18 protein-coding genes and 1 tRNA gene are annotated in these 20511 nt (G+C 42.2%); 9 read left to right on the plus strand and 10 right to left on the minus strand.

Annotation, left to right across the window (positions count from 1 at the left end; genetic code table 11):
* The coding region (locus E4T79_RS09100; protein WP_194183818.1) for a transposase at positions 1–278 on the plus strand (278 nt) is incomplete at its 5' end.
* 299 nt (positions 279–577) lie between these two features.
* Here E4T79_RS09100 and E4T79_RS09105 read toward each other — a convergent pair.
* Together E4T79_RS09105 and E4T79_RS09110 are read right to left on the minus strand one after the other, a co-directional pair.
* The gene (locus E4T79_RS09105; protein ID WP_135029615.1) at positions 578–3028 is read right to left on the minus strand and encodes an ATP-dependent Clp protease ATP-binding subunit; all 2451 of its coding nucleotides are present in this window, start codon (positions 3026–3028) and stop codon (positions 578–580) included.
* Position 3029: 1 nt separating this feature from the next.
* Positions 3030–3488 (minus strand): CtsR family transcriptional regulator, encoded by a 459-nt coding sequence (locus E4T79_RS09110; RefSeq protein ID WP_135029617.1) that lies wholly within the window; start codon positions 3486–3488, stop codon positions 3030–3032.
* A 782-nt stretch (positions 3489–4270) separates the two neighbouring features.
* On the opposite strand from E4T79_RS09110, the gene traF reads away from it, so the two are divergent.
* The gene (gene traF, locus E4T79_RS09115) at positions 4271–4618 is read left to right on the plus strand and encodes a conjugal transfer protein TraF (RefSeq protein ID WP_135029619.1); all 348 of its coding nucleotides are present in this window, start codon (positions 4271–4273) and stop codon (positions 4616–4618) included.
* A 1-nt stretch (position 4619) separates the two neighbouring features.
* Positions 4620–5336: a GNAT family acetyltransferase gene (locus tag E4T79_RS09120; RefSeq protein WP_135029621.1), complete on the plus strand. Its 717-nt coding sequence runs from the start codon at positions 4620–4622 to the stop codon at positions 5334–5336.
* Positions 5337–5505: 169 nt separating this feature from the next.
* Here the strand turns inward: E4T79_RS09120 and tsf are convergent, their stop codons facing one another.
* Both tsf and rpsB read right to left on the minus strand, forming a co-directional pair.
* Positions 5506–6546 carry a translation elongation factor Ts gene (gene tsf / locus E4T79_RS09125; protein WP_135029623.1) on the minus strand — a complete coding sequence of 347 codons (1041 nt, stop codon included), beginning with the start codon at positions 6544–6546 and terminating at the stop codon, positions 5506–5508.
* Positions 6547–7082: 536 nt separating this feature from the next.
* A complete protein-coding gene (rpsB, locus tag E4T79_RS09130) occupies positions 7083–7865 on the minus strand; it encodes a 30S ribosomal protein S2 (protein WP_135029624.1) in 783 nt (260 codons plus the stop codon).
* Positions 7866–8105: 240 nt separating this feature from the next.
* Between rpsB and E4T79_RS09135 the strand changes: the two genes are divergently transcribed.
* Positions 8106–8176, plus strand: a tRNA-Cys gene (locus E4T79_RS09135).
* A 286-nt stretch (positions 8177–8462) separates the two neighbouring features.
* On the opposite strand, the gene E4T79_RS09140 is transcribed toward E4T79_RS09135, so the two are convergent.
* The 6 genes from E4T79_RS09140 to pbp2a form a co-directional block, all read right to left on the minus strand.
* Positions 8463–8684 carry a phage holin gene (locus tag E4T79_RS09140; RefSeq protein ID WP_135029626.1) on the minus strand — a complete coding sequence of 74 codons (222 nt, stop codon included), beginning with the start codon at positions 8682–8684 and terminating at the stop codon, positions 8463–8465.
* A gap of 490 nt (positions 8685–9174) precedes the next feature.
* A complete protein-coding gene (locus E4T79_RS09145) occupies positions 9175–9474 on the minus strand; it encodes a DUF4298 domain-containing protein (RefSeq protein ID WP_167752666.1) in 300 nt (99 codons plus the stop codon).
* 316 nt (positions 9475–9790) lie between these two features.
* Positions 9791–10330, minus strand: coding sequence for a transcription termination/antitermination protein NusG (gene nusG, locus E4T79_RS09150; protein ID WP_119875652.1), 540 nt, complete (start codon positions 10328–10330; stop codon positions 9791–9793).
* Positions 10331–10415: 85 nt separating this feature from the next.
* A complete protein-coding gene (gene secE / locus E4T79_RS09155; RefSeq protein ID WP_135029630.1) occupies positions 10416–10592 on the minus strand; it encodes a preprotein translocase subunit SecE in 177 nt (58 codons plus the stop codon).
* 9 nt (positions 10593–10601) lie between these two features.
* Positions 10602–10754 (minus strand): 50S ribosomal protein L33, encoded by a 153-nt coding sequence (gene rpmG, locus E4T79_RS09160; RefSeq protein WP_135029632.1) that lies wholly within the window; start codon positions 10752–10754, stop codon positions 10602–10604.
* Between the two features lie 48 nt (positions 10755–10802).
* Positions 10803–12932 (minus strand): penicillin-binding protein PBP2A, encoded by a 2130-nt coding sequence (gene pbp2a / locus E4T79_RS09165; RefSeq protein ID WP_228063837.1) that lies wholly within the window; start codon positions 12930–12932, stop codon positions 10803–10805.
* Positions 12933–13454: 522 nt separating this feature from the next.
* On the opposite strand from pbp2a, the gene E4T79_RS09170 reads away from it, so the two are divergent.
* From E4T79_RS09170 to E4T79_RS09190, 5 genes are all read left to right on the plus strand, one after another.
* Positions 13455–14423: an NAD(P)/FAD-dependent oxidoreductase gene (locus E4T79_RS09170; protein ID WP_135029636.1), complete on the plus strand. Its 969-nt coding sequence runs from the start codon at positions 13455–13457 to the stop codon at positions 14421–14423.
* Between the two features lie 4 nt (positions 14424–14427).
* A complete protein-coding gene (locus tag E4T79_RS09175; protein WP_135029638.1) occupies positions 14428–15306 on the plus strand; it encodes an RluA family pseudouridine synthase in 879 nt (292 codons plus the stop codon).
* 634 nt (positions 15307–15940) lie between these two features.
* On the plus strand, positions 15941–16840 hold the full coding sequence (gene rnhC, locus E4T79_RS09180; protein ID WP_135029640.1) for a ribonuclease HIII: 900 nt from the start codon (positions 15941–15943) through the stop codon (positions 16838–16840).
* Between the two features lie 10 nt (positions 16841–16850).
* Positions 16851–17444 carry a signal peptidase I gene (lepB, locus tag E4T79_RS09185; RefSeq protein ID WP_135029641.1) on the plus strand — a complete coding sequence of 198 codons (594 nt, stop codon included), beginning with the start codon at positions 16851–16853 and terminating at the stop codon, positions 17442–17444.
* A gap of 207 nt (positions 17445–17651) precedes the next feature.
* The gene (locus tag E4T79_RS09190) at positions 17652–20027 is read left to right on the plus strand and encodes an ATP-dependent RecD-like DNA helicase (protein WP_135029643.1); all 2376 of its coding nucleotides are present in this window, start codon (positions 17652–17654) and stop codon (positions 20025–20027) included.
* The last annotated feature ends 484 nt before the right edge of the window (positions 20028–20511 follow it).

The following is a 20511-nucleotide window of genomic DNA, read 5'->3' on the forward strand; positions in this document are numbered from 1 at the left end:
GAAAGTATGACGAGCGCTTTTTTACCAAATGGTTTGATAACCAGCTCTTACCCTCTTTGTCAGAGCCACATCTTATTGTAATGGATAATGCCAGCTTCCATCCTAAAGCGAAATTGGATAAGCTTGCTATAGCCAAGGGACATTATTTTCTTCCATTACCTCCCTATTCTCCTGAACTTAACCCGATTGAACAATATTGGGCTACTCTCAAAAACAAGGTTCGGAATCTACTCAGAGCTGGAAAGTCTGTATATGAAAGTTTAGAATACTGTTTATAAACTAAACGACTATAAAAGATAAACGAAATGACTATAATATAAAAAGTCGTATCAATGACCAGGTTAAGGTTTGATACGACTTTTTATCTATTTGTTCTGAAGAAACATAAATTCAGAAGTATATATACACTTATTCTTTAGATAAGGAAATAAAGACAAGGATAGAAGCTCCCCGAGAAAGAGCTCCTGTCCTCTGGAAAATCCATTTTAAGCATCCTTTCAGTGGTCCAGTCCCTCTTTGCGTCTACTAAAGCATTGTCTAAATAAAGTCTGTTGGACGAAGTGCAGTGTGATACTGTTTAACGACCAATATCAAAGTTCAATTTTCCAGCCTTTACGCCAATTTTCAGTGTATCTTCTGCTTGAAGTTCCCCACGGAGTAACATTTCAGCTAATGGATCTTCCACTTTCGTTTGAATTAGGCGACGGAGTGGTCGCGCTCCCATTTCACGGTCATAGCCTTCCTGGGCCAATAATTTCAAGGCTGACGGTTGAACCTTGAACTGAATCCCTTTTTCATTCATGACTACTTCAAGCGGACGAATCATCACTTTCACCACTTCTTGCATATCCTGTTCGGACAAACTATGGAAAACAATTTTTTCATCAATTCGGTTAATAAACTCTGGTCGGTAGGTCTTTTTCAATTCTTCAAAAATTCGTTTTTCAACATGCTCATGACTATGCGACAAATCAAGCGCTCCAAAACCAACTGTCTTGTCGTCTCTTAAAGCTGTTGCTCCAAGGTTTGAGGTCATGATAATCAGGGTATTTGAAAAATCAACTTTCCGACCCTTGCTATCTGTCAAAACACCGTCATCCAAAACCTGTAAGAGAATATTAAAGGTATCAGGATGCGCTTTTTCCACCTCATCAAAGAGCAAGACTGCATAGGGTTTATTACGTACTTTCTCTGTCAGCTCTCCCCCCTCTTCATAGCCGACATAGCCTGGAGGGGCACCATTCAAACGACTGGCCGCAAATTTTTCCATATACTCACTCATATCAAAACGAATGAGGGCCGACTCGTCGTCAAATAAGACCTCCGCTAAGGCCTTGGCTAATTCTGTCTTTCCGACCCCGGTAGGACCTAAAAACATGAAAGAACCAATCGGACGCTGACCGGTACGAATCCCTGATTGATTGCGACGAATAGCGCGACTAACCGCAGAAATAGCCACTTCCTGCCCAATCACTCGCTTGTGCAATTCAGCTTCCAAATTCAAGTATCTCTTCACATCTGTCCGGCTCAACTTGGCTACTGGAATACCTGACAAACGACTGAGCGTCAGCAACACATCCTCTCCTGTCACTTGAGCATCACCCAGAATCTCCTGACTTTCTGTTTCTAATTCCTTTACCAATAATTGACTGACCGTCTTATGTTTTCCAGCCATAAGTGCCTTATCTACTGCCGATAGTTCAGACTGCTGGCTACTTGTTTTTTGCTGATTTTGTACCGTCGCACTCGCCTCGTCCAGCAAGTCAATCGCTGAATCTGGCAGATTTTTACTGGTCAAATAACGCTTGGCAAAGGTTACAGCTGTCACAACCGCTTCATCTGTAATCTGAATCTTATGATAGCGTTCGTAAGCTTTTTTCAAGCCCTGCAAAATGGCAATGCTATCTGCGACACTGGGCTCTCCCACCGCTACCTTGGCAAAGCGACGAGAGAGGGCCGCATCTTTTTCAATGTGCTTTTGATACTCCTCTTGGGTCGTTGCCCCAACCGTCCGCAAGGTTCCACGTGCCAGAGCTGGCTTCAAGATATTAGCCGCATCCAAGGTTGAGTCAATCCCGCTACCAGAGCCCATAATGGTATGGAGCTCATCAATGAAGAGAATCACCTGACCATCTTCTTCAATATCATTGATGATATTGTTCATCCGCTCTTCAAAATCTCCACGAAAACGTGTTCCTGCAATGACATTCATCAAGTCCAACTCCAACACCCGCATCTTGGCAAGGCTAGCTGGTACCTCCCCATCTGCTACCCTTTGAGCCAAGCCCAGGGCAAGAGCCGTTTTACCAACACCCGCATCTCCGACCAAGACCGGATTATTCTTGGTTTTACGGGAAAGAATCTGAATCATGCGAGAAATTTCAGCCTCACGTCCAATGACTGGCTCGATCTGTCCTGCACGCGCTAGGGCTGTTAAATCCCTTGTATAATCTTCCAAACCACCTGTTTGAGGAGCCGGTGGCATCCCCATCATATTCGCCATGGTTGGACGATGAACCTTACCACCTTTCATGATGCTACGGATAGACTTCAAATCTTCCTTAGAGAACCCAGCTTTCGCTTCTAAATTCTTCCGCAAATCAATGAAACGAATCTTCGTATCTGAATCCTCAAAATGAAATCCAGCCTTATCTAAAACTTGTGAGGCAATCGATCGCTTATCCAAGAGCATAGCCATGAAGAGATGCTCAGTCCCAACCTGTTTAGCCTTGAGTACTTCTGCAATCTTCTGAGCAAAACGAGCTGCTTCATCAAGCCGTTTCGAGCTCTGTAAAAAGGTAAACTCCTCTAAGTTCTCACGATAGACACGTTCTGTCACCTTATAAGTTGCCTGTTCATAATCCGCAATATCGAATGGATAATCTGCCAAAACAGCCCCTGCAATCGTATCTGGATTGATAACAAAAGCCAACAATAGATGCCAGGTTTCTAAGTAATCGCACATATACCGTTGCCCGATTAACTGCGCATCTTCATAGGCACGCTGTAATCCATTTGAAAATTTCATCCTAATCCTCTTTCCTATCCAATCGTCGTAAAATCTGTCGCATCATCCGCACACGAATAGCGCTTGCATCATTTCCTAACACCTCATCACTGCCAGCTGAGAGAAACAAATTGCCTTCCCGCTCTGTCATCAACTGCTCATCAAATAAGAGTTGTAAGATATCCGCAAACATCGCACTAGACAATTCTGCCCCCATATTATGTAACAAGTCACGAACCAACTCATGCTTATCTGAAAAAGTAATTCGGCCAATTCGGATATAGCCCCCGCCCCCGCGCTTACTTTCCACAATATAACCACGACTCGCCGTAAAACGCGTCTTAATCACATAGTTAATCTGACTCGGCACCACCTCAAATCGGCTAGCCAACTCACTTCTGCGCAGTTCTGCTACACTCACTTGCTCTAAAATCGCCTTGATATGTTCTTCAATATAATCAGATGTATTTTTCATCACCATAGACTCTACCTCTTTCTCTGACTATCTTTGACTATTATACCGTAAATCCCTAACTTTGAAAAGCAAAAGCAATGCAGAGTTCATCTCATGAAAACGATCGTCTTTCCGTTTTGATGCTCGCTCAACTTCTAACCCATTTTTTAGCAACTCCCAAATCATTACATGAAAAATTCAAACAGAATCTCTTGCATTTATTGCCAGCTTTCCCTATAATCGAAGAGAGGAATTAAATGCGAGTTAGAACTCACTGACAAAAAGATAAAGCTCATTGGTTGCTAGACAACCTGCTTCGATTGTTTAGCGGTAGCTAGCTGGCTCCTCCCGGCACTTCATTGGTGACGAGCCTAGCTATCTTCGCAGGGGTCTCACTACGAAGCGTTCCGCTTCTGTTCGGCCGCCTATTTTCGCTTTGAGTTTTTAACGGGCTCATATCTTATGTAATTGAACTCGGGCTACAACTCTCTGACAAAAAGATAAATCTCATTGGTTGCTAGACAACCTGCTTCGATTGTTTAGCGGTAGCTAGCTGGCTCCTCCCTGCATTTCATTGGTGATGAGCCTAGCTATCTTCGCAGGGGTCTCACTACGAAGCGTTTCGCTTCTGTTCGGCCGCCTATTTTCGCTTTGAGTTTTTAACGGGCTCATATCTTATGTAATTGAACGCGCCCTAAACTCTATGCGAAAAAGATAAATCTTCCTAGAGTTTGAGAACTCTTCGTCAGATTTCCTATTTTCGCTTTGAGTTTTTAACGGGCTCATATCTTAATTTTAAAGGAGTTACTATGTTTACCAATTCATTCCAAGAACTTGTACAGGATTTTACCCCAATTTCTATAAAAGAAGCTGAATACCTGCTCGCACAAAGGGAGCGGACCATTCTCTTTTTAGGACGTGCGTCCTGTCCATATTGCCAGCGCTTTATCCCAAAACTACATAGCGTTGCCCAGGCAAACGGACTGACCGTCTATTTTATTGATAGCACTAATCCAGATCCTCAACTACAAGCACTTCGCCAACGCTACCAAGCAGCTACTGTTCCTGCTCTTCTATTTGCAAGCTCAAACGGCGTGCACGTTCGTTGCGACAGCTCCATGACAGAAGACGAAATCCGCCAATTCTTAACCGTCTAAAATGACCCAACTACAGGTAGAATTTGACCACCAGCGGGTCATGGTTTACTTCCGTCATCAGTCTATTGGAACGATTGAACTAGCGGAAAATCCATACCATCAGCAGCATACCTATCTAACCTTTCACTTAACTGTGTATGACAATAGCCTTGCCGCTCCCCTTTTTCAGCTCATTCATAACCATACTAAGAAACCCTTACAAGTGATGCTGTCTTCAACGAATCAAATTCTTATCTCATTTTTAGAGGCAGGAGGTTTTCGGTGCAAGCGGATTTGTTATGAAATGGCTGTCAGCACCCAAGATTATCTTGGAGAGCCTATCCCTGCTTCATTTCAAACCGCAGAACGGACAAGTCAGAAGTATCAGACTTGTAGCCGTCTGCTACTTCATTACTATATAGAAAGCCACAAGGCGATTAGCCCCTTTACAGGGATTGAAGAGGACTTTTTCAAGACCTTTCCTGAGACTGTCTATTATCAAAGCGGATCAAAAGGAATTGAAAATCTAGCATTTATAGAAGACAATGAGATCGCCTATGTGTGGGGAGATAACGAAGCAAGTCTCCGCTCCTTTCTCAATCAAATCGTTCCCTATCTCTTTCAACAATATACAGAAATTCACTTTGAAGCAGATGATGTGGATACCTGTGCTATGACACTTAAGTCATTGTTTAAAGAGCAGACAGACGAACATTGGGATACCTATATTTTTCCCTAAGGCTTATATAGCCATTTAGTTTATATTTTTATTACTTCGTTCACTCGTCTTGCTGTACTCCAGTACTACCTGCGACTCCTTGCCTAGTACTAAAAATAAACGAAACGGTTATAAAAGCAGGCATACAAAAAGAGAAGAACAAACGTTCCTCTCTTTTTCAGTTACAAGATTATTTACCAAGAGCCGCAGCCATTGTCGCCGCAACCTCTGACTCAAAGTCATTTGCTGCTTTTTCGATTCCCTCACCTACTTCAAAACGAGCAAATGCTACAACGCTAGCGTTTACTGAATCAAGGTAGGCTTCGACTGTCTTGCTATCGTCCATAATATAAACTTGTGCAAGAAGTGTATAGGCTTGGTCAACTTTTGTATTGTCAAGCATGAAGCGATCCATTTTACCTGGAAGAATTTTATCCCAGATTTTTTCTGGTTTGCCCTCAGCAGCTAATTCTGCCTTAATGTCTTCTTCTGCTTGTGCAATCACATCGTCAGATAGCTGTGCTTTTGAACCATATTTCAAGAATGGAAGAGCTGGCTTGCCAACCATTGCACGGCTTTCATTGTCTTGTTCAATCTTGTGGTTCAACTGTGCCAATTCATCTTTTACGAATTGCTCATCCAATTCTTTGTATGAAAGAACAGTTGGTTTCATAGCCGCAATGTGCATAGATACTTGTTTTGCAAGTGCTTCATCGCCACCTTCAATTACAGAGATAACTCCGATTCGTCCACCATTGTGTTGGTAAGCTCCAAAGGCTTGTGCATCTGTTTTTTCAATCAAAGCAAATCGACGGAAAGAGATTTTCTCTCCAATAGTTGCAGTTGCGTTTACATAAGCAGCTTCAAGAATTTCACCTGAAGCCATTGTAAGAGCAAGTGCTTCTTCATTGTTAGCTGGTTTGCTTTCTGCAATGACTTTTGCTGTTTCATTTACTAAGTCAACGAATTGAGCATTCTTCGCAACGAAGTCTGTTTCAGCATTGACTTCAACAACTGCTGCTACGTTTCCATCTACATAAACACCAGTCAATCCCTCTGCTGCTACACGGTCAGCTTTCTTAGCTGCTTTTGCCATCCCTTTTTCACGAAGTAATTCAATCGCTTTTTCGATGTCTCCATCTACTTCAACAAGGGCTTTTTTAGCGTCCATGACACCTGCACCAGATTTTTCACGCAATTCTTTTACAAGCTTAGCTGTAATTTCTGCCATTTTAATTCTCCTTTAAATTAAGATACGAGGGCGTTAAGCAACTCCTAGACAAAATAGGAAATCGAAGCAGGTTGTCTAGCAACCAATGAGATTTATCTTTTTGTCAGAGAGTTGTAGCCCGAGTTCAATTACATAAGATACGAGGGCGTTAAGCAACTCCTAGACAAAATAGGCGGCCGAACAGAAGCGAAACGCTTCGTTGTGAGACCCCTGCGAAGATAGCTAGGCTCGTCACCAATGAAATGCAGGGAGGAGCCAGCTAGATACCGCTAAGCGGCCGAACAGAAGCGGAACGCTTCGTCTTGAGACCCCTGCGAAGATAGCTAGGCTCGTCACCAATGAAGTGCCGAGAGGAGACAGCTAGATACCGCTAAACAATCGAAGCAGGTTGTCTAGCAACCAATGAGATTTATCTTTTTGTCAGAGAGTTGTAGCCCGAGTTCAATTAAAATACTAAGACCGTAAAACACAAGGTTTTACTTTTTTTCAAAAAAGGGGAGGGCTAAGCCCCGCCCCCTAGGATGTTTTCCGAATGATTAGTTGTTGTCGCCTTCTACAACTTCAACAATTTCTTCGATAGATGCTGCTTCTGTTTCAGTAGCTGCTAACTCTGCCTCTACTGCGTCAACACTATCTTCACCTTGACGACCTTCAATGATAGCATCAGCCATTTTCGCAGTGATTAGTTTAACGGCACGAATCGCATCATCGTTTGCTGGGATAATCACATCGATATCATCTGGATCTGTGTTTGTATCAACCATCGCAACAACTGGGATACCCAATTTTTTCGCTTCTTTAACAGCGATTTGCTCTTTATGTGGATCAACAACAAACATTACGTCTGGAATACGCGGCATATCTGCGATACCACCCAAGAACTTTTCAAGACGAGCACGTTGTTTGTTCAACAATGCTACTTCTTTCTTAGGAAGAACGTCAAATGTTCCTTCTTCTTCCATACGGTTGATTTCTTTCAAACGAGCAATCCGTTTTTGAATTGTGCCCCAGTTTGTAAGTGTTCCACCCAACCAACGGTGGTTAATGAAATATTGACCAGCGCGGATTGCTTCATCTCTCACTGCTTCTGCAGCTTGTTTTTTCGTACCGACGAACAAGATAACTGCATCATTTGCTGCTGCTTCACGAATAAAGTTGTATGCTTGGTCAGCCAATTTTACAGTTTGTTGAAGGTCAATCACGTGGATACCGTTACGCTCTGTGAAGATGTATTTTGCCATCTTAGGGTTCCAACGACGAGTTTGGTGACCAAAGTGAACACCAGCCTCAAGAAGTTGTTTCATTGAAATTACTGCCATGAGTAATGTCTCCTTTTTGTTTTTTCTCCTCTCTCAAACGTCAACTTGCAGTCCAACCTTTCGGCAACCGGCCCACAATGGATTTGAGATGAGTATTTATTGCTTATCGCAACTCTATTATCTTACCAAATTTCCAAGGATTTTGCAAGGGATTTGTCACTGTATCAAACAACAAATTCAAGTCTTACAAATTTACTACTTGACCAATCAGCTTTTTTTCGGTAGAATGTTATTTGTTATGGCGGTATAGCCAAGTGGTAAGGCACGGCTCTGCAAAAGCTTGATCGTCGGTTCAAATCCGTCTACCGCCTTATTTTACGGATTTTATCCAAATTTAACCGAACAAAAAGCCCGATTAATCGGGCTTTTTTGGTTTTCATTCGGATAAGTCCGGATGAAAAAGAAAAACTATTTGGGTAAATTTCCAGCCAACTCATTTGATGATTGTCCTGCTGTAAAATAACATACACAGAAAAGGCCTGTTCGCTGCTACTGGCTAGGATCATTTTCTTCTCTTTAAAATCATCTGAGATGACTGAAAGACATCTTCTTGATTTGCAATCAAACTCTGGTATTACAAACCAGCCTCTAGCTCATTCACCTCTTCAATGGGGGTTCTATATCGGGTTCTTTATTTAGCACACCTAAAAAGACAAGGGTACTAAAAATGATACAGGCCGTTTGTTCTATTTGATTCAAGGTGCGACTTATCTCAATATTGAAATAACACACCAAAATATTATCAAGTAACATTAGTATTAAAGACAATAGTCCAATCCAAAACATTTGACGTCTAAAACGGATTTTTAATCGTTTCATAAAATACCTCCTCGCTTTTGATCATACTCTTCAAACATCAATCTGACCGATGAATACAGACCCCCTTAGCTACGGACATCCACTCTTTAACTCCCTCATATCTTGTCAAATTGAAGTTAGGTTAGACGCTTAGAAAGGATTGAACTCCAATTCTAAATCTATTAACCGGATTGACATGTTAGCGGTAGCTAGCTATTCTCAATGGGCACCGAGAGCCTAAGGAAAGACTGTTGTTGAATATAAAGTAGTAACCTGTGCTCAAACACCTTTTTATCTAGGAGTTGCTTCACACGTTCCTATCTATCCTTATCCAACCTTTCCGCAAGATGAGTTCACAAGGTCAGAGTTTGATATTTTTGTGGTATAAAAATACATTTTATCACATAATAATACATTTTACAACATAAAAACACCAGCAACTTCGCTGGTGTGAGAGCATTTCTAGAATGAAGCAACAATGAATACACCCATCTAAAGACGGATATAGAACTTATAAATCTTCGGACTTTCCTAGCTCTTTCATCATCTGCTTCAACTCATGATGATCTATCATAAGGTTGTAAATAGTATCCTGAGATAGGACACCTCGTGCCAGATCCTGTGGAAATTGCCCTGCCTCGTCCATTTCATAATGGCGCCTCCAAACACCACTCTCATAATAGGCAACTAAACTTGTCCATAAGGGCAAAAATTGTTCAAATTCTTCTAGTGACTTTTCCAAAGACCCAAAAACAGTTTTTGCTTGATGTACTATTGCTTCCATTTCTTGGATTTTTTTAATATCATTCATAATTAGTAGCATATCTTCTTTCATCTCAAACGAAATCAGTCTGTAGACTGATATTTGCAAATTTATAACAAGGTCAAGCGAACAAGGAGGATAAGACGCTCATAGTTGCAGATATAGCCGTTTCGTTTATTTTTAGTACGAGGCAACGAGTCGCAGGTAGTACTGGAGTACAGCAAGACGAGTGAACGAAGTAATAAAAAATAGAAACCAAATGACTATAAAGGCGCTCGATTAAACACTAATCTCATATGGAGGCGAAAAGAATTCGACAGGTAGAAAAAAGGGTTCGTTTGAAAAGAACCCTTTTTAGACCAGACTACAATTCCGCAATCTGACTTAGATTTACCTCAGCAATCGTGTCATTTCCAAACATAGAAATAACCATTTTTACCTTGTTGTTATCAATTTCAGTAATTTTACCAGTGTAGTCCGTAAAGGCCCCATCAATAATACGAACGGTATCTCCAATCTTGACATCGATATCAAATTCTTGAACAGTTTGACCCATTGACACTAAGATTTGACGAATCTCTTCTTCCAAGAGTGGTGTAGGTTTTGAACGGTTTCCATGCGAGCCGACAAACCCTGTAACGTTGGGGGTATTCCGTACAACAAACCAAGCTTCGTCTGTCATGACCATTTCAACCAACACATAACCAGGGAAGCGGTTTTCTTCTACCTCTTTGACCTCACCATTTTTTTCTACTTGGACGGTCTGAGTAGGGATTTCCACACGGAGGATATTCTCCAGCATATTGTAGGTATGGGCACGTTGAAGCAAATTTTCTTTCACCTTATTCTCATATCCTGAGTAAGTTTGAAGCACAAACCAGCCTTTATCAAAACTATCTAACATAGCTTTCTTCCTTTCATAATAAAAAAGCCCGAAGGCTTTCCCTTTTCTTCATTATAGCATGGCAATTTTTGTCTTGCAAGTATTTTTAGAAAAGATTGATAAGACCAATAAGGCCTTTAGACAAGATTACATCAAATAGATAAACAAGTGCTACAAAAAAGATTGTGTATTGAATGACAGACACAAAATCTCTCCAACTTTGCTTTTTTGTTGGCCAAGTCGTGTCTTTTAAAATCTGTATCGTATCGGTAAAAAATTTCACAACAAACTCCTATCTGGTTTCTTTGTGGGATGTATATTGTCCACAGTATTTACAATATTTATTTACTTCCAATCGTGTTGGCTTCGGATTGCTCGAGAGTTTAATTGAATAATTTCGCGATCCACAAACTGCACACGCTAGGCTTGCTTTTTTTAGTGCCATAAAGCCCTCCATATATGCCATTCTATCATGTTTTTTAGAATTTGGCAACTACTCAAACCAGCTCTTGAATTTATCCCAAAGTGTTTTAGCCCGTTGTGGGAGTTTGGCATCCACAATTTCTTGCTTGGTTTGGTCAATCAAATTTTGAGCTTGATCCTTAATATCTTTCAGTTGATCTTGGTAATTCCCCGTATCTGGTGTCTGTACTGGCTGAACTGGTGACTCGATACCATTTTGTACATAGGCATTTTCTACTGTAAACTCCGTTCCAGCTGTGTTGGGCAAAATAGAAGCTGCTACTGTTTGAAAGACACTTGCGGCCATCCAGGAATTTGTCCCGTCAATATAATGCTGTTCATCCGTCTTTTCAAATCCGACCCATTGACTGATGACCAAATCTGGCGTATAGCCGACAATCCACTGATCATTTGTCAAATCAGGATTAAAGCTAGTTTCTGTTGTCCCTGTTTTTCCAGCAAGCGTATAGCCATAAACATCTGCATTAACTCCTGTACCGTTGGTAAACGTGCCCAACATCATAGAGGTCATCTTATCTGCCACAGACTTGTCCATGACACGCTCTGTTTCTTCCTTGTGCTTGACAAGTACCTTTCCACTCGCTGTCTCAATCCGCGTAATCAAATGCCCATCTTTTTTGAGCCCAGCATTTGCAAAAGTGGAATAGGCTTGCGCCATTTCAAGGGGATTGGTCGACACACCGCTTCCGATAGCCACTCCTAATACCGGATCCACCTTGTCCATATTGAGACCAAACTTCTTCCCATATTCAAAGGCTCGGTCAATTCCTAAAGTATTGACAATTGAAACCACTGGCAAATTGTAGGACATGGCTAAGGCTTGATACATAGGGACTGTGTCGGATGTGGAGTAGTCAAAGTTGTGGAGCGTGTAAGTTCCGTAGGTATCGGTATGATTGTCTAGTTCCTTATTGATCGACCAGCCTGCTACAAGGGCAGGAGTGTACGCAACTAAAGGCTTGATAGCAGAACCTGGACTACGCTCAGACTGGGTAGCAAAGTTAAAACTGCGGAAAGTTGGTTCTTCCGAACTATTGATGCGTCCCACAAGCGCGCGAACCCCACCTGTTTTGGGATCCATGGCGACACTTGCAGACTGAGCGTAAGAGCCGTCATGAGCTGAACTGGGAAATAATGATTCATCATCATAAATCAGCTGCATGCTAGCTTGCGAATTTTGATCTAACTCCGTGTAAATCCGATAGCCGTTGTTAATAATATCACTTTCTTTTAGACCATACCGATCAATAGCTTCTGCCATTACCGCATCGAAGTAAGACGGGTAGCTGTAATTACTCTGCTTGCCTCCGTAGGTATCGTTCAATTGGCTAGCCAAGTCAATCTGGGCATCAGCATCTGCGGTAGCCTGATCAAGATAGCCTGCTGCCACCATGGCTTGAAGAACCGTATTTCGCCGGTTGGTCGCATATTCAATGGAATAGTATGGATTATAAATCTCAGGCCCTTTGAGCATTCCGGCAATCATCGCTGCCTGCTCAACCGTCAGTTGACTGGCTGGTATACCAAAATATTTCTGGCTTGCATCTTCTACTCCCCAGACACCATTTCCAAAATAAGCATTATTGAGATACATGGTTAGAATCTCTTCCTTGCTATATTTTTTATTGATTTCAAGGGCTAAAAAATATTCTCTAGCCTTGCGGCTAATGGTTTGGTCTTGCGTTAAGAAGGCGTTTTTTGCCAACTGCTGGGTAATGGTTGATCCCCCTCCTGATCGTCCTAGGGTCAAGAGAGCCAGAACCGTCCGTTTGTAGTTGATGCCAGAATTTTTATAAAAGGTACGATCCTCAGTCGCAATAACGGCCTGCTGCAAGTTGGGACTAATCGCATCTAGCTCAACGTATGTCCCTTTTTGCCCCGAAAGAGCACCCGCTTCATTGCCATCCTTATCGTAAATGACGGTCGTCGCTTTTAAAGCGGCCTGTAAATCTCCGACATTGGCGGTTTTAGCTAGAAAAAAGAGATAGCCTCCTACTGTTAGAACCGTCATCCCCACTAAAATCAATACAATCTTAGTCAGTTGATAACGTTTCCAAAAACGGCGAACTGGTTCAGGAATGCGGGACTTCTTCCTCGGTTTTCGCTCATTTTCTGTAGACTTACGCCGACTGCGACGCATCTGACGGCTTTCATCAACCCATTCCCGTTCTTCTCTCAAATCGTATTCGTCCATGGTACTCTCTCTTTCTCTTAATTTTGTACCATTATACTACATTTTATTGTATTCAAGCTTCTAGAACTCTTAAAACGAATCGTACCGAAGTGATTTTACCTAAAAATAAACGACACTAATCTATTTCAAGCCCATTGACGGAGAACTTATGAAAGCATAAGATACGAATACCAATCATCTCTCCTTAACTATCGATACCTAATGGCGAACGTAGACGAACTCTTTTAAAAAATATCCTCTAAAATAGAGTAGACAACCGTGACTCCTAATCGAAGATCTTGTTTCAAATAACACCCGATATGGATGACCCGCTTTATTTTTCTACAAATGTCCCTAATCCTCCCTGTCTTTCGGATGACCTATTGGAAGCATCGTAATGACAACCTATTATCGGTTATCTTTTCATTTCAGCGATAGCACCTAGATTGTGGTAAAATAGAACTATTCTGATTGAAAAGAGGCACTTGAATGACTGAACTTTATGATATTACGATTATTGGAGGCGGTCCTGTCGGTTTATTTACCGCTTTTTATTCGCATTTACGCCAGGCTAAGGTAAAAATTATTGACTCCCTTCCTCAACTAGGCGGACAACCTGCTATTTTATATCCAGAAAAGAAGATTTTGGATATTCCAGCCTTTCCACACTTAACAGGTCAAGAATTGACAGACAATCTCCTTGCCCAGCTCGCACCCTTTGAGACAAGTATCTGTCTCAATGAAACCGTAACGGGTATTACACAAGACCATCACTTCAGCATTACGACATCAAAAGGAGAGCATGCTTCAAGGGCCATTATCATTGCCATGGGAAATGGCGCTTTCAAACCACGCCCTCTTGAAATTAAGCAAGCAGATGACTTTGAAAATATCCACTATCACGTGGAAAATATCCAACAATATGCCAATCAAAATGTGGTCGTCCTCGGTGGAGGAGATTCTGCTGTAGACTGGTCACTAGCCTTTGACGAATTAGCTGAAAGCACCCAGATTGTGCATCGTAGGGACAATTTCCGCGCTATGGAGCATAGCGTCGAAGCCCTAAAAACATCAAACGTCACCATTCATACTCCCTATATGCCTCAAGCCCTCCAAGGGGGAAAAAAACATGCGACAGCCATTGAATTGACCAAAGTCAAAAGTAATGAACGGCTGATTTTACCCTTTGATCATCTCTTTGTCAACTATGGCTTCAAGTCTTCGGTTGGTACCTTGAAAGAATGGGGACTTGATTTACAACGCAATCGCATTCTCGTCAATAGCAAGCAGGAAACGTCTATTCCTGGTATCTATGCAGTAGGCGATTGCTGTTCCTACCAAGGAAAAGTAGACCTGATTGCAACAGGTTTGGGAGAAGCCCCAACTGCTGTTAACAACGCCATGCATTTCATCAATCCTACCGAAAAGGTGCAACCAAGGCACTCATCTAGTTTATAAACCTATGAAATATACCATTACCATTCCCGAGTTATTTCCCACTATGACCGTTAAGGAACTATTAGAAGATTACTTTTTAATTCCTCGAAAGGTTCGGCACTTCCTCCGCACCCAAAAACACGTTCGCGTAAATGGGCAGCTCATCAACTGGCAAAGCCCTATCCAGGCTGGCAATCAATTAGAACTCATCTTTGATGAAGAAGATTATCCTGAAAAAGTAATCCCCTGGGGTCAAAGCGAGTTGGTCAAGCCTCTGTACGAAGATGAACACCTGATTGTGGTGAACAAGCCAGAAGGTATGAAGACCCACGGCAACAATCCGACTGAAATTGCGCTACTCAATCATGTATCGGCTTATGTCCAACAGACCTGCTACGTGGTTCACCGTCTGGATAAAGAAACCAGTGGTGCGGTTTTATTTGCTAAAAATCCTTTCATCCTACCAATTTTAAATCGACTTTTGGAAGACAAGGTGATTTTCCGTGAATACCTCGCCCTCTGTCAAGGAGCATTTCCTCAAAAAACATGCATGATTACAGACAAAATCGGTCGTCACCGTCACAATAGACGCAAACGAGTGGTCGACCCGCAGAAAGGACAAGTAGCTAAAACTCAAGTGACATTCCTAAAAAACGTAAACAATACAAGCCTAATCCAGTGCCAGTTAGAAACTGGACGCACGCATCAGATCCGAGTTCATCTAGCTCATCACAGGCATGCCATTATCGGAGACCCCCTCTACAGCAAAATTCCCGCTAGCAGACTCATGCTCCATGCCCATAAACTGACCTTTACTCACCCTTTTACCCTCGAGACAATTTCTGTCAAGGCCACTTCAAGCAGTTTCGAAGAAGAATTGGGTAGCACCATTACTTGCCTATGAGTGACTTTGTTGCCATTCGCAGCTGCTGAAACACTGGTACAAACTCCACTTCTAAGCTAACTCCAGCTCCTATTCTTGGCCTGGCTCTTTTCTATCATCATTGCCCATCTCAAACAAATCTGACCCTAATGTAACTTCATTTAAGAAAAGATTAAGGTTTAAGAGCTATACTCTATCTATCCTAAAAACTTTTCTTTTTCATAAATCTCCTCAAACATCTTGAAATTCTCAAGATGTTTGTTTTTTCTATCTAGCTGACAAGGCAAACGTAGGAACATTTGTTATATAGTTTTTTAGTTTACGTTTAGTACTAGGCAACGAGCTGCAAGCTGTACTTGAAGTACGGCAAAGCGAGTTAACGAAGTAATAAAAGATAAACTAAGAGACTGTATTCGTCAACTATCAAACTTCCCCTGTCTTGCTGAACCTCAAGTAGTTCTTCTGCATATCCATATGCCTTATTTTCTAAAAAGTGCGAAACACTGTATCTACTTTCCCTGTAGGAACACCTCTTCTAAAACCTTTCATCTATAAATTCTATACAAGAATTCGACAATAGTAAATTCATGCATTTGCCACAATCTGACCAATCTCTTACTTCCACACTTTAACTCCTTTATGGTATAATAAAAAGATGAATAATCTCGTGATAACTATAGATAACAGCCAAAAAAAACAGATAAAGGCGCAATATTCTACCTATCAATTACCAAGTAATAACCCCTATGTAGAAGCCTTTTTCAGGGTAGACGGAGTCAGTATCACCCTCTACCAATCAGGAAAGGTCATGTTTCAAGGAGAAAATGCGCAGCACCATGCCCAGAAGTGGGGCTATCAGGCAGAAAGCCTAGACGCGCAGCAAAACCTATCCCAACAGGTTCCGATTATCGGAACAGATGAAGTAGGGAATGGTTCCTATTTTGGTGGGCTGGCCGTCGTAGCTAGTTTCGTCACTCCCAATGACCATGCCTTTCTCAAATCACTGGGCGTTGATGATTCCAAACGATTGACCGATCAAAAAATCTGCCAAATTGCACCCTTGTTAAAAGAAAAAATCCTACACCAAGCGCTCCTCCTTGCCCCTCAAAAGTACAATGAGGTCATCAAAGGGGGGTACAATGCGGTATCCGTCAAGGTCGCCCTGCACAATCAGGCTATTTTCTTGCTCTTGCAAAAGGGAGTGACTCCGCAACAGATTATCATCGATGCTTTCACGAGCAGCAAAAACTACAAGCGCTATTTAGCACGAGAAGCCAATCATTTCCCCAATCCCGTTACCTTAGAAGAAAAGGCTGAGGGAAAATACTTGGCTGTCGCTGTATCATCCATTCTCGCACGGGCCATGTTTTTGGAAAATCTAAGCCAGCTAAGCCAAGAAATAGGACATCCCCTGCCATCAGGCGCTGGGAAACAGTCTGATCAAGTTGCTCGTGATATCCTTGTCCAATATGGTATAACCGGACTAGAAAAGACAGCTAAACTGCACTTTGCCAATACCCAAAAGGCACAAGCACTTCTATCACAACGTAAATGAGGTTTTATCAATGAAATATTTTTTGAAGGAGTGGGGAGTTTTCTCCCTCATGCTCATTGTCATTCTCCTTTCCAGATTATTTATCTGGAATTTGGTAAGCGTTGAGGGACATTCAATGGACCCTACCCTGTACGACAAGGATGTACTGGTCATGCTAAAAATTGGAGACATTGACCGATTTGACATCGTGGTCGCAACCGAAACAGACGAGGACGGGAAAGAAAAGCAGATTGTAAAACGTCTCATAGGATTACCTGGTGACACCATTCACTATGAAAATGATACTCTCTATATCAATGGCCAAGAAACAAAGGAAGAATACCTTGAAGAGTATAAGACAGCATTTACCCAAGACAAACTGCAGTCTACCTATTCCTATAATAAAGCCTTTCAAGCGATTGCTCAAGAAGCATCAGCTTTCACAGTAGATGCACAGGGAAGCCCTACTTTCACCATCGAAATCCCTGAGGGACAATACTATCTCATAGGTGATGACCGGCTTATATCCTTGGACAGCCGTAAGGTCGGAACCTTTAGAAAATCGTCAATCAAAGGAAAAATCATCTCCCGCGTCTACCCATTTAATCGTATCCGAGGCTTTTAAGAACCGGTATTTACAAGCAGTTAGCCCCCTTTGTTTCAGGAAAAACGAATTGTGAACAATGGAAAAATCCTTGAACAAAGGGATTGAGCTATCAATATAAGCTCTAAAACAAATCACAGGCTTATCATGCGCAGATCCAGTATAGCCTAGCAACTGGTAAGCCATTAGCCTGTGCTTTTTCAATAGCTTACAGAACTAGGAGCTGGTATGAGTGAAGTTTATTTTACAGGAACCATCGATCGGATTATCTTTGAAAATCCGTCCAATTTTTACAAAATTCTGTTGCTTGCTATCGATGATTCCGATAGCGACTACGACGACTATGAAATCATCGTGACAGGAACAATTGCAGATGTGATCGAGGGAGAAGACTATCAATTCTACGGCAACTTAGTCACCCATCCCAAATACGGTCAACAGCTGCAAATCACGCGCTATGAACGCAGTAAACCAACTTCTGCAGGCTTAGTGAAGTACTTCTCCAGCGAACAATTTAAGGGAATCGGTCGTAAAACAGCTGAGAAAATTGTGGAACTCTACGGGGAAAATACCATTGACCACATTCTAGCTGAGCCTGAAAAATTGACCCAAATTACGGGACTCTCTGCTAAACATCGTCAGTCTTTTATCGAAAAACTGCGCTTCAACTACGGTACAGAAGTCACTCTGGCAAAGCTCGCCGAGTACGGTATTCCAAATAAATTAGCCTTTCAAATCCAAGATAAATACAAGGAAAAAACGCTGGATATTATCGCAGAAAATCCCTATCAACTAGTAGAAGATATTCAAGGACTGGGCTTTACTATTGCCGATAAGATAGCAGAAAATCTAGGAATTGCAAGCGATTCTCCACAACGTTTTCGAGCTGCAATGCTCTACAGTCTGATTCACCAATCCATGGAGACAGGCAATACCTATGTCGAAGCCCGGGATTTATTGGAGCATACCCTAGAAATTCTCGAAACAGCTCGCAAGATTGAACTGGACCCTGCTCTTGTTGCGCAAGAGTTAACAGGACTAATCCAAGAGAGTAAACTCCAACAGATTGATACCAAAATCTTTGATAATTCCCTCTTTTTTGCAGAGCAAGGGATCCACAACCAAATCAAACGCCTATTAGACAAGCAGGAGATTCCTACCTTTCCTGCGGAAAAGATTGATGCAGCAATTAAAGAAATCGAGGAGTTGTCTGGCTTCCAATATGACATTATTCAAAAACAGGCTATTCATCAAGCACTCAACAATCCTCTATTTATCCTAACAGGCGGACCAGGGACTGGTAAAACAACGGTTATCAATGGGATTATTTCCATCTACGCCATGCTTCACAAAATAGACCTAACCAAGGCATCTGGTAGTGATTGTCCAATTTTACTAGCTGCGCCAACGGGTCGGGCAGCTAGACGGATGAATGAATTAACGGGACTTCCGAGTGCGACCATTCACCGACACCTAGGCTTAACGGAAGGACAGGAAGAAAGCTACCGTGATGAGTATTTGGATGCTGAATTTATCATCATTGACGAATTTTCCATGGTTGATACTTGGTTGGCTAACCAACTCTTTCAGCACATTTCATCGACTACCCAGATTTTAATTGTAGGCGATGCTGAGCAGCTCCCCTCTGTCAGTCCTGGTCAAGTCCTTGCCGACCTGCTAAAAATCCCTGCCATTCCAAGCATTACCTTGGAAAGAATTTTCCGTCAGTCCAATGATTCAACGATTGTAACCCTAGCCAATCAAATTCGCCAAGGACAATTACCTGGCGACTTTCGGGAGAAAAAGGCAGACCGTTCCTACTTTGAAGCCCAGACTGAACAAATTCCCGCGCTTATTGAGCGGATTGTCAGCGCAGCTGTCCAATCCGGAATTAAGGCTCAGGAAGTACAAATTCTTGCCCCCATGTATCGAGGGCAGGCAGGTATTGACCAACTCAACATCACCACTCAAGCCCTCCTTAATCCTCTTGGGGAGGGAAAGCTAGAATTTCTCCAAAACGAAACCCATTTCCGCCAAGGCGATCGCGTCATTCACTTAGTCAACGACACTGAGGCCAATGTCTTTAACGGCGATTTGGGTTATATTACAGATCTCCTGCCTGCCAAATATACCGATTCCAAACAAGATGAAATCACGGTTAACTTTGACGGTAGCGAAGTGGTCTACCCTCGCAACGAGTGGTACAAAATCACTCTAGCCTACGCCATGTCCATTCACAAATCACAGGGAAGCGAGTTCCAAGTCGTGATTCTACCCATTACACGGACCAGCTACCGCATGCTCCAACGAAATCTGCTCTACACAGCCATTACCCGCTCAAAGAGCAAACTCATTCTCTTGGGAGACTATAGCGCCTTTGATTATGCCGTGAAAAACGCAGGCACAGTCCGGAAAACCTATCTCAAAGAACGTTTTGATACAGGACAAACCGAACTGGCACTAGAAATCGAAGCTACATCAAGCATACATTCAGAAGAAAATACAGCCCCACCCTATCTTCTCACTAGCGAAAATATCCTGACGATTGACCCCATGATTGGGATCCAAGAAGACGATATTCACACATTTTTCAAAAACAAGTAACAATCACCAAACTGGAGAAAAGCACCTTTCTTCAGTTTTTTTGCTCTATATTTAGAGGAAAGCCAGCTGCTGGCAACCTCTGACCTCTGACTGACCTCACTTATCGATTAGCAAGAATATGAAGAAACAATGTCCTATCTTCGACTGCTTTTCCTTGTCTATTTTCTTTAAGTATGCGGTGTCTTTTAATCAATAACCTCGCTTTCTAGTTATTAGGCTCAGGTAACCACAGCTCCAAAGATATGCTATGCCTTTAGAACTAGCTAAAGCTAGAACATCTGCGTCCCCCTAAAGTAGCTGTATAAAACTTCGCAAACGTCTATTTCCCACCCCAAAGTATCTAACGGCTTCGTCGTGCGAGCTAGACAGAGGCGTCTAGGCCATCCTTATCTACAAGCTTTCACCATGCTCAATGGCACAGACTATGTTTCCAAAGCATAGATCTAACATGTGTAGCGGACGAAATGAGTCAAAAGGCCTTGGT

This window comes from Streptococcus sp. LYSM12, from assembly GCF_004569635.1.
Classification (GTDB): Bacteria; Bacillota; Bacilli; order Lactobacillales; family Streptococcaceae; genus Streptococcus.

Bases quoted from the DNA above. Each gene is read 5' to 3' on its own strand.
- rnhC (WP_135029640.1), top strand. From the start codon at position 15,941: ATGAATAATCTCGTGATAACTATAGATAACAGCCAAAAAAAACAGATA.
- E4T79_RS09110 (WP_135029617.1), bottom strand. From the start codon at position 3,488: ATGGTGATGAAAAATACATCTGATTATATTGAAGAACATATCAAGGCG.
- traF (WP_135029619.1), top strand. From the start codon at position 4,271: ATGTTTACCAATTCATTCCAAGAACTTGTACAGGATTTTACCCCAATT.
- nusG (WP_119875652.1), bottom strand. From the start codon at position 10,330: ATGTTAGATAGTTTTGATAAAGGCTGGTTTGTGCTTCAAACTTACTCA.
- pbp2a (WP_228063837.1), bottom strand. From the start codon at position 12,932: ATGCGTCGCAGTCGGCGTAAGTCTACAGAAAATGAGCGAAAACCGAGG.
- tsf (WP_135029623.1), bottom strand. From the start codon at position 6,546: ATGGCAGAAATTACAGCTAAGCTTGTAAAAGAATTGCGTGAAAAATCT.
- E4T79_RS09105 (WP_135029615.1), bottom strand. From the start codon at position 3,028: ATGAAATTTTCAAATGGATTACAGCGTGCCTATGAAGATGCGCAGTTA.
- lepB (WP_135029641.1), top strand. From the start codon at position 16,851: ATGAAATATTTTTTGAAGGAGTGGGGAGTTTTCTCCCTCATGCTCATT.
- E4T79_RS09140 (WP_135029626.1), bottom strand. From the start codon at position 8,684: ATGAAACGATTAAAAATCCGTTTTAGACGTCAAATGTTTTGGATTGGA.
- E4T79_RS09120 (WP_135029621.1), top strand. From the start codon at position 4,620: ATGACCCAACTACAGGTAGAATTTGACCACCAGCGGGTCATGGTTTAC.
- rpmG (WP_135029632.1), bottom strand. From the start codon at position 10,754: ATGGCACTAAAAAAAGCAAGCCTAGCGTGTGCAGTTTGTGGATCGCGA.
- E4T79_RS09145 (WP_167752666.1), bottom strand. From the start codon at position 9,474: ATGAATGATATTAAAAAAATCCAAGAAATGGAAGCAATAGTACATCAA.
- E4T79_RS09190 (WP_135029643.1), top strand. From the start codon at position 17,652: ATGAGTGAAGTTTATTTTACAGGAACCATCGATCGGATTATCTTTGAA.
- E4T79_RS09170 (WP_135029636.1), top strand. From the start codon at position 13,455: ATGACTGAACTTTATGATATTACGATTATTGGAGGCGGTCCTGTCGGT.
- E4T79_RS09175 (WP_135029638.1), top strand. From the start codon at position 14,428: ATGAAATATACCATTACCATTCCCGAGTTATTTCCCACTATGACCGTT.
- rpsB (WP_135029624.1), bottom strand. From the start codon at position 7,865: ATGGCAGTAATTTCAATGAAACAACTTCTTGAGGCTGGTGTTCACTTT.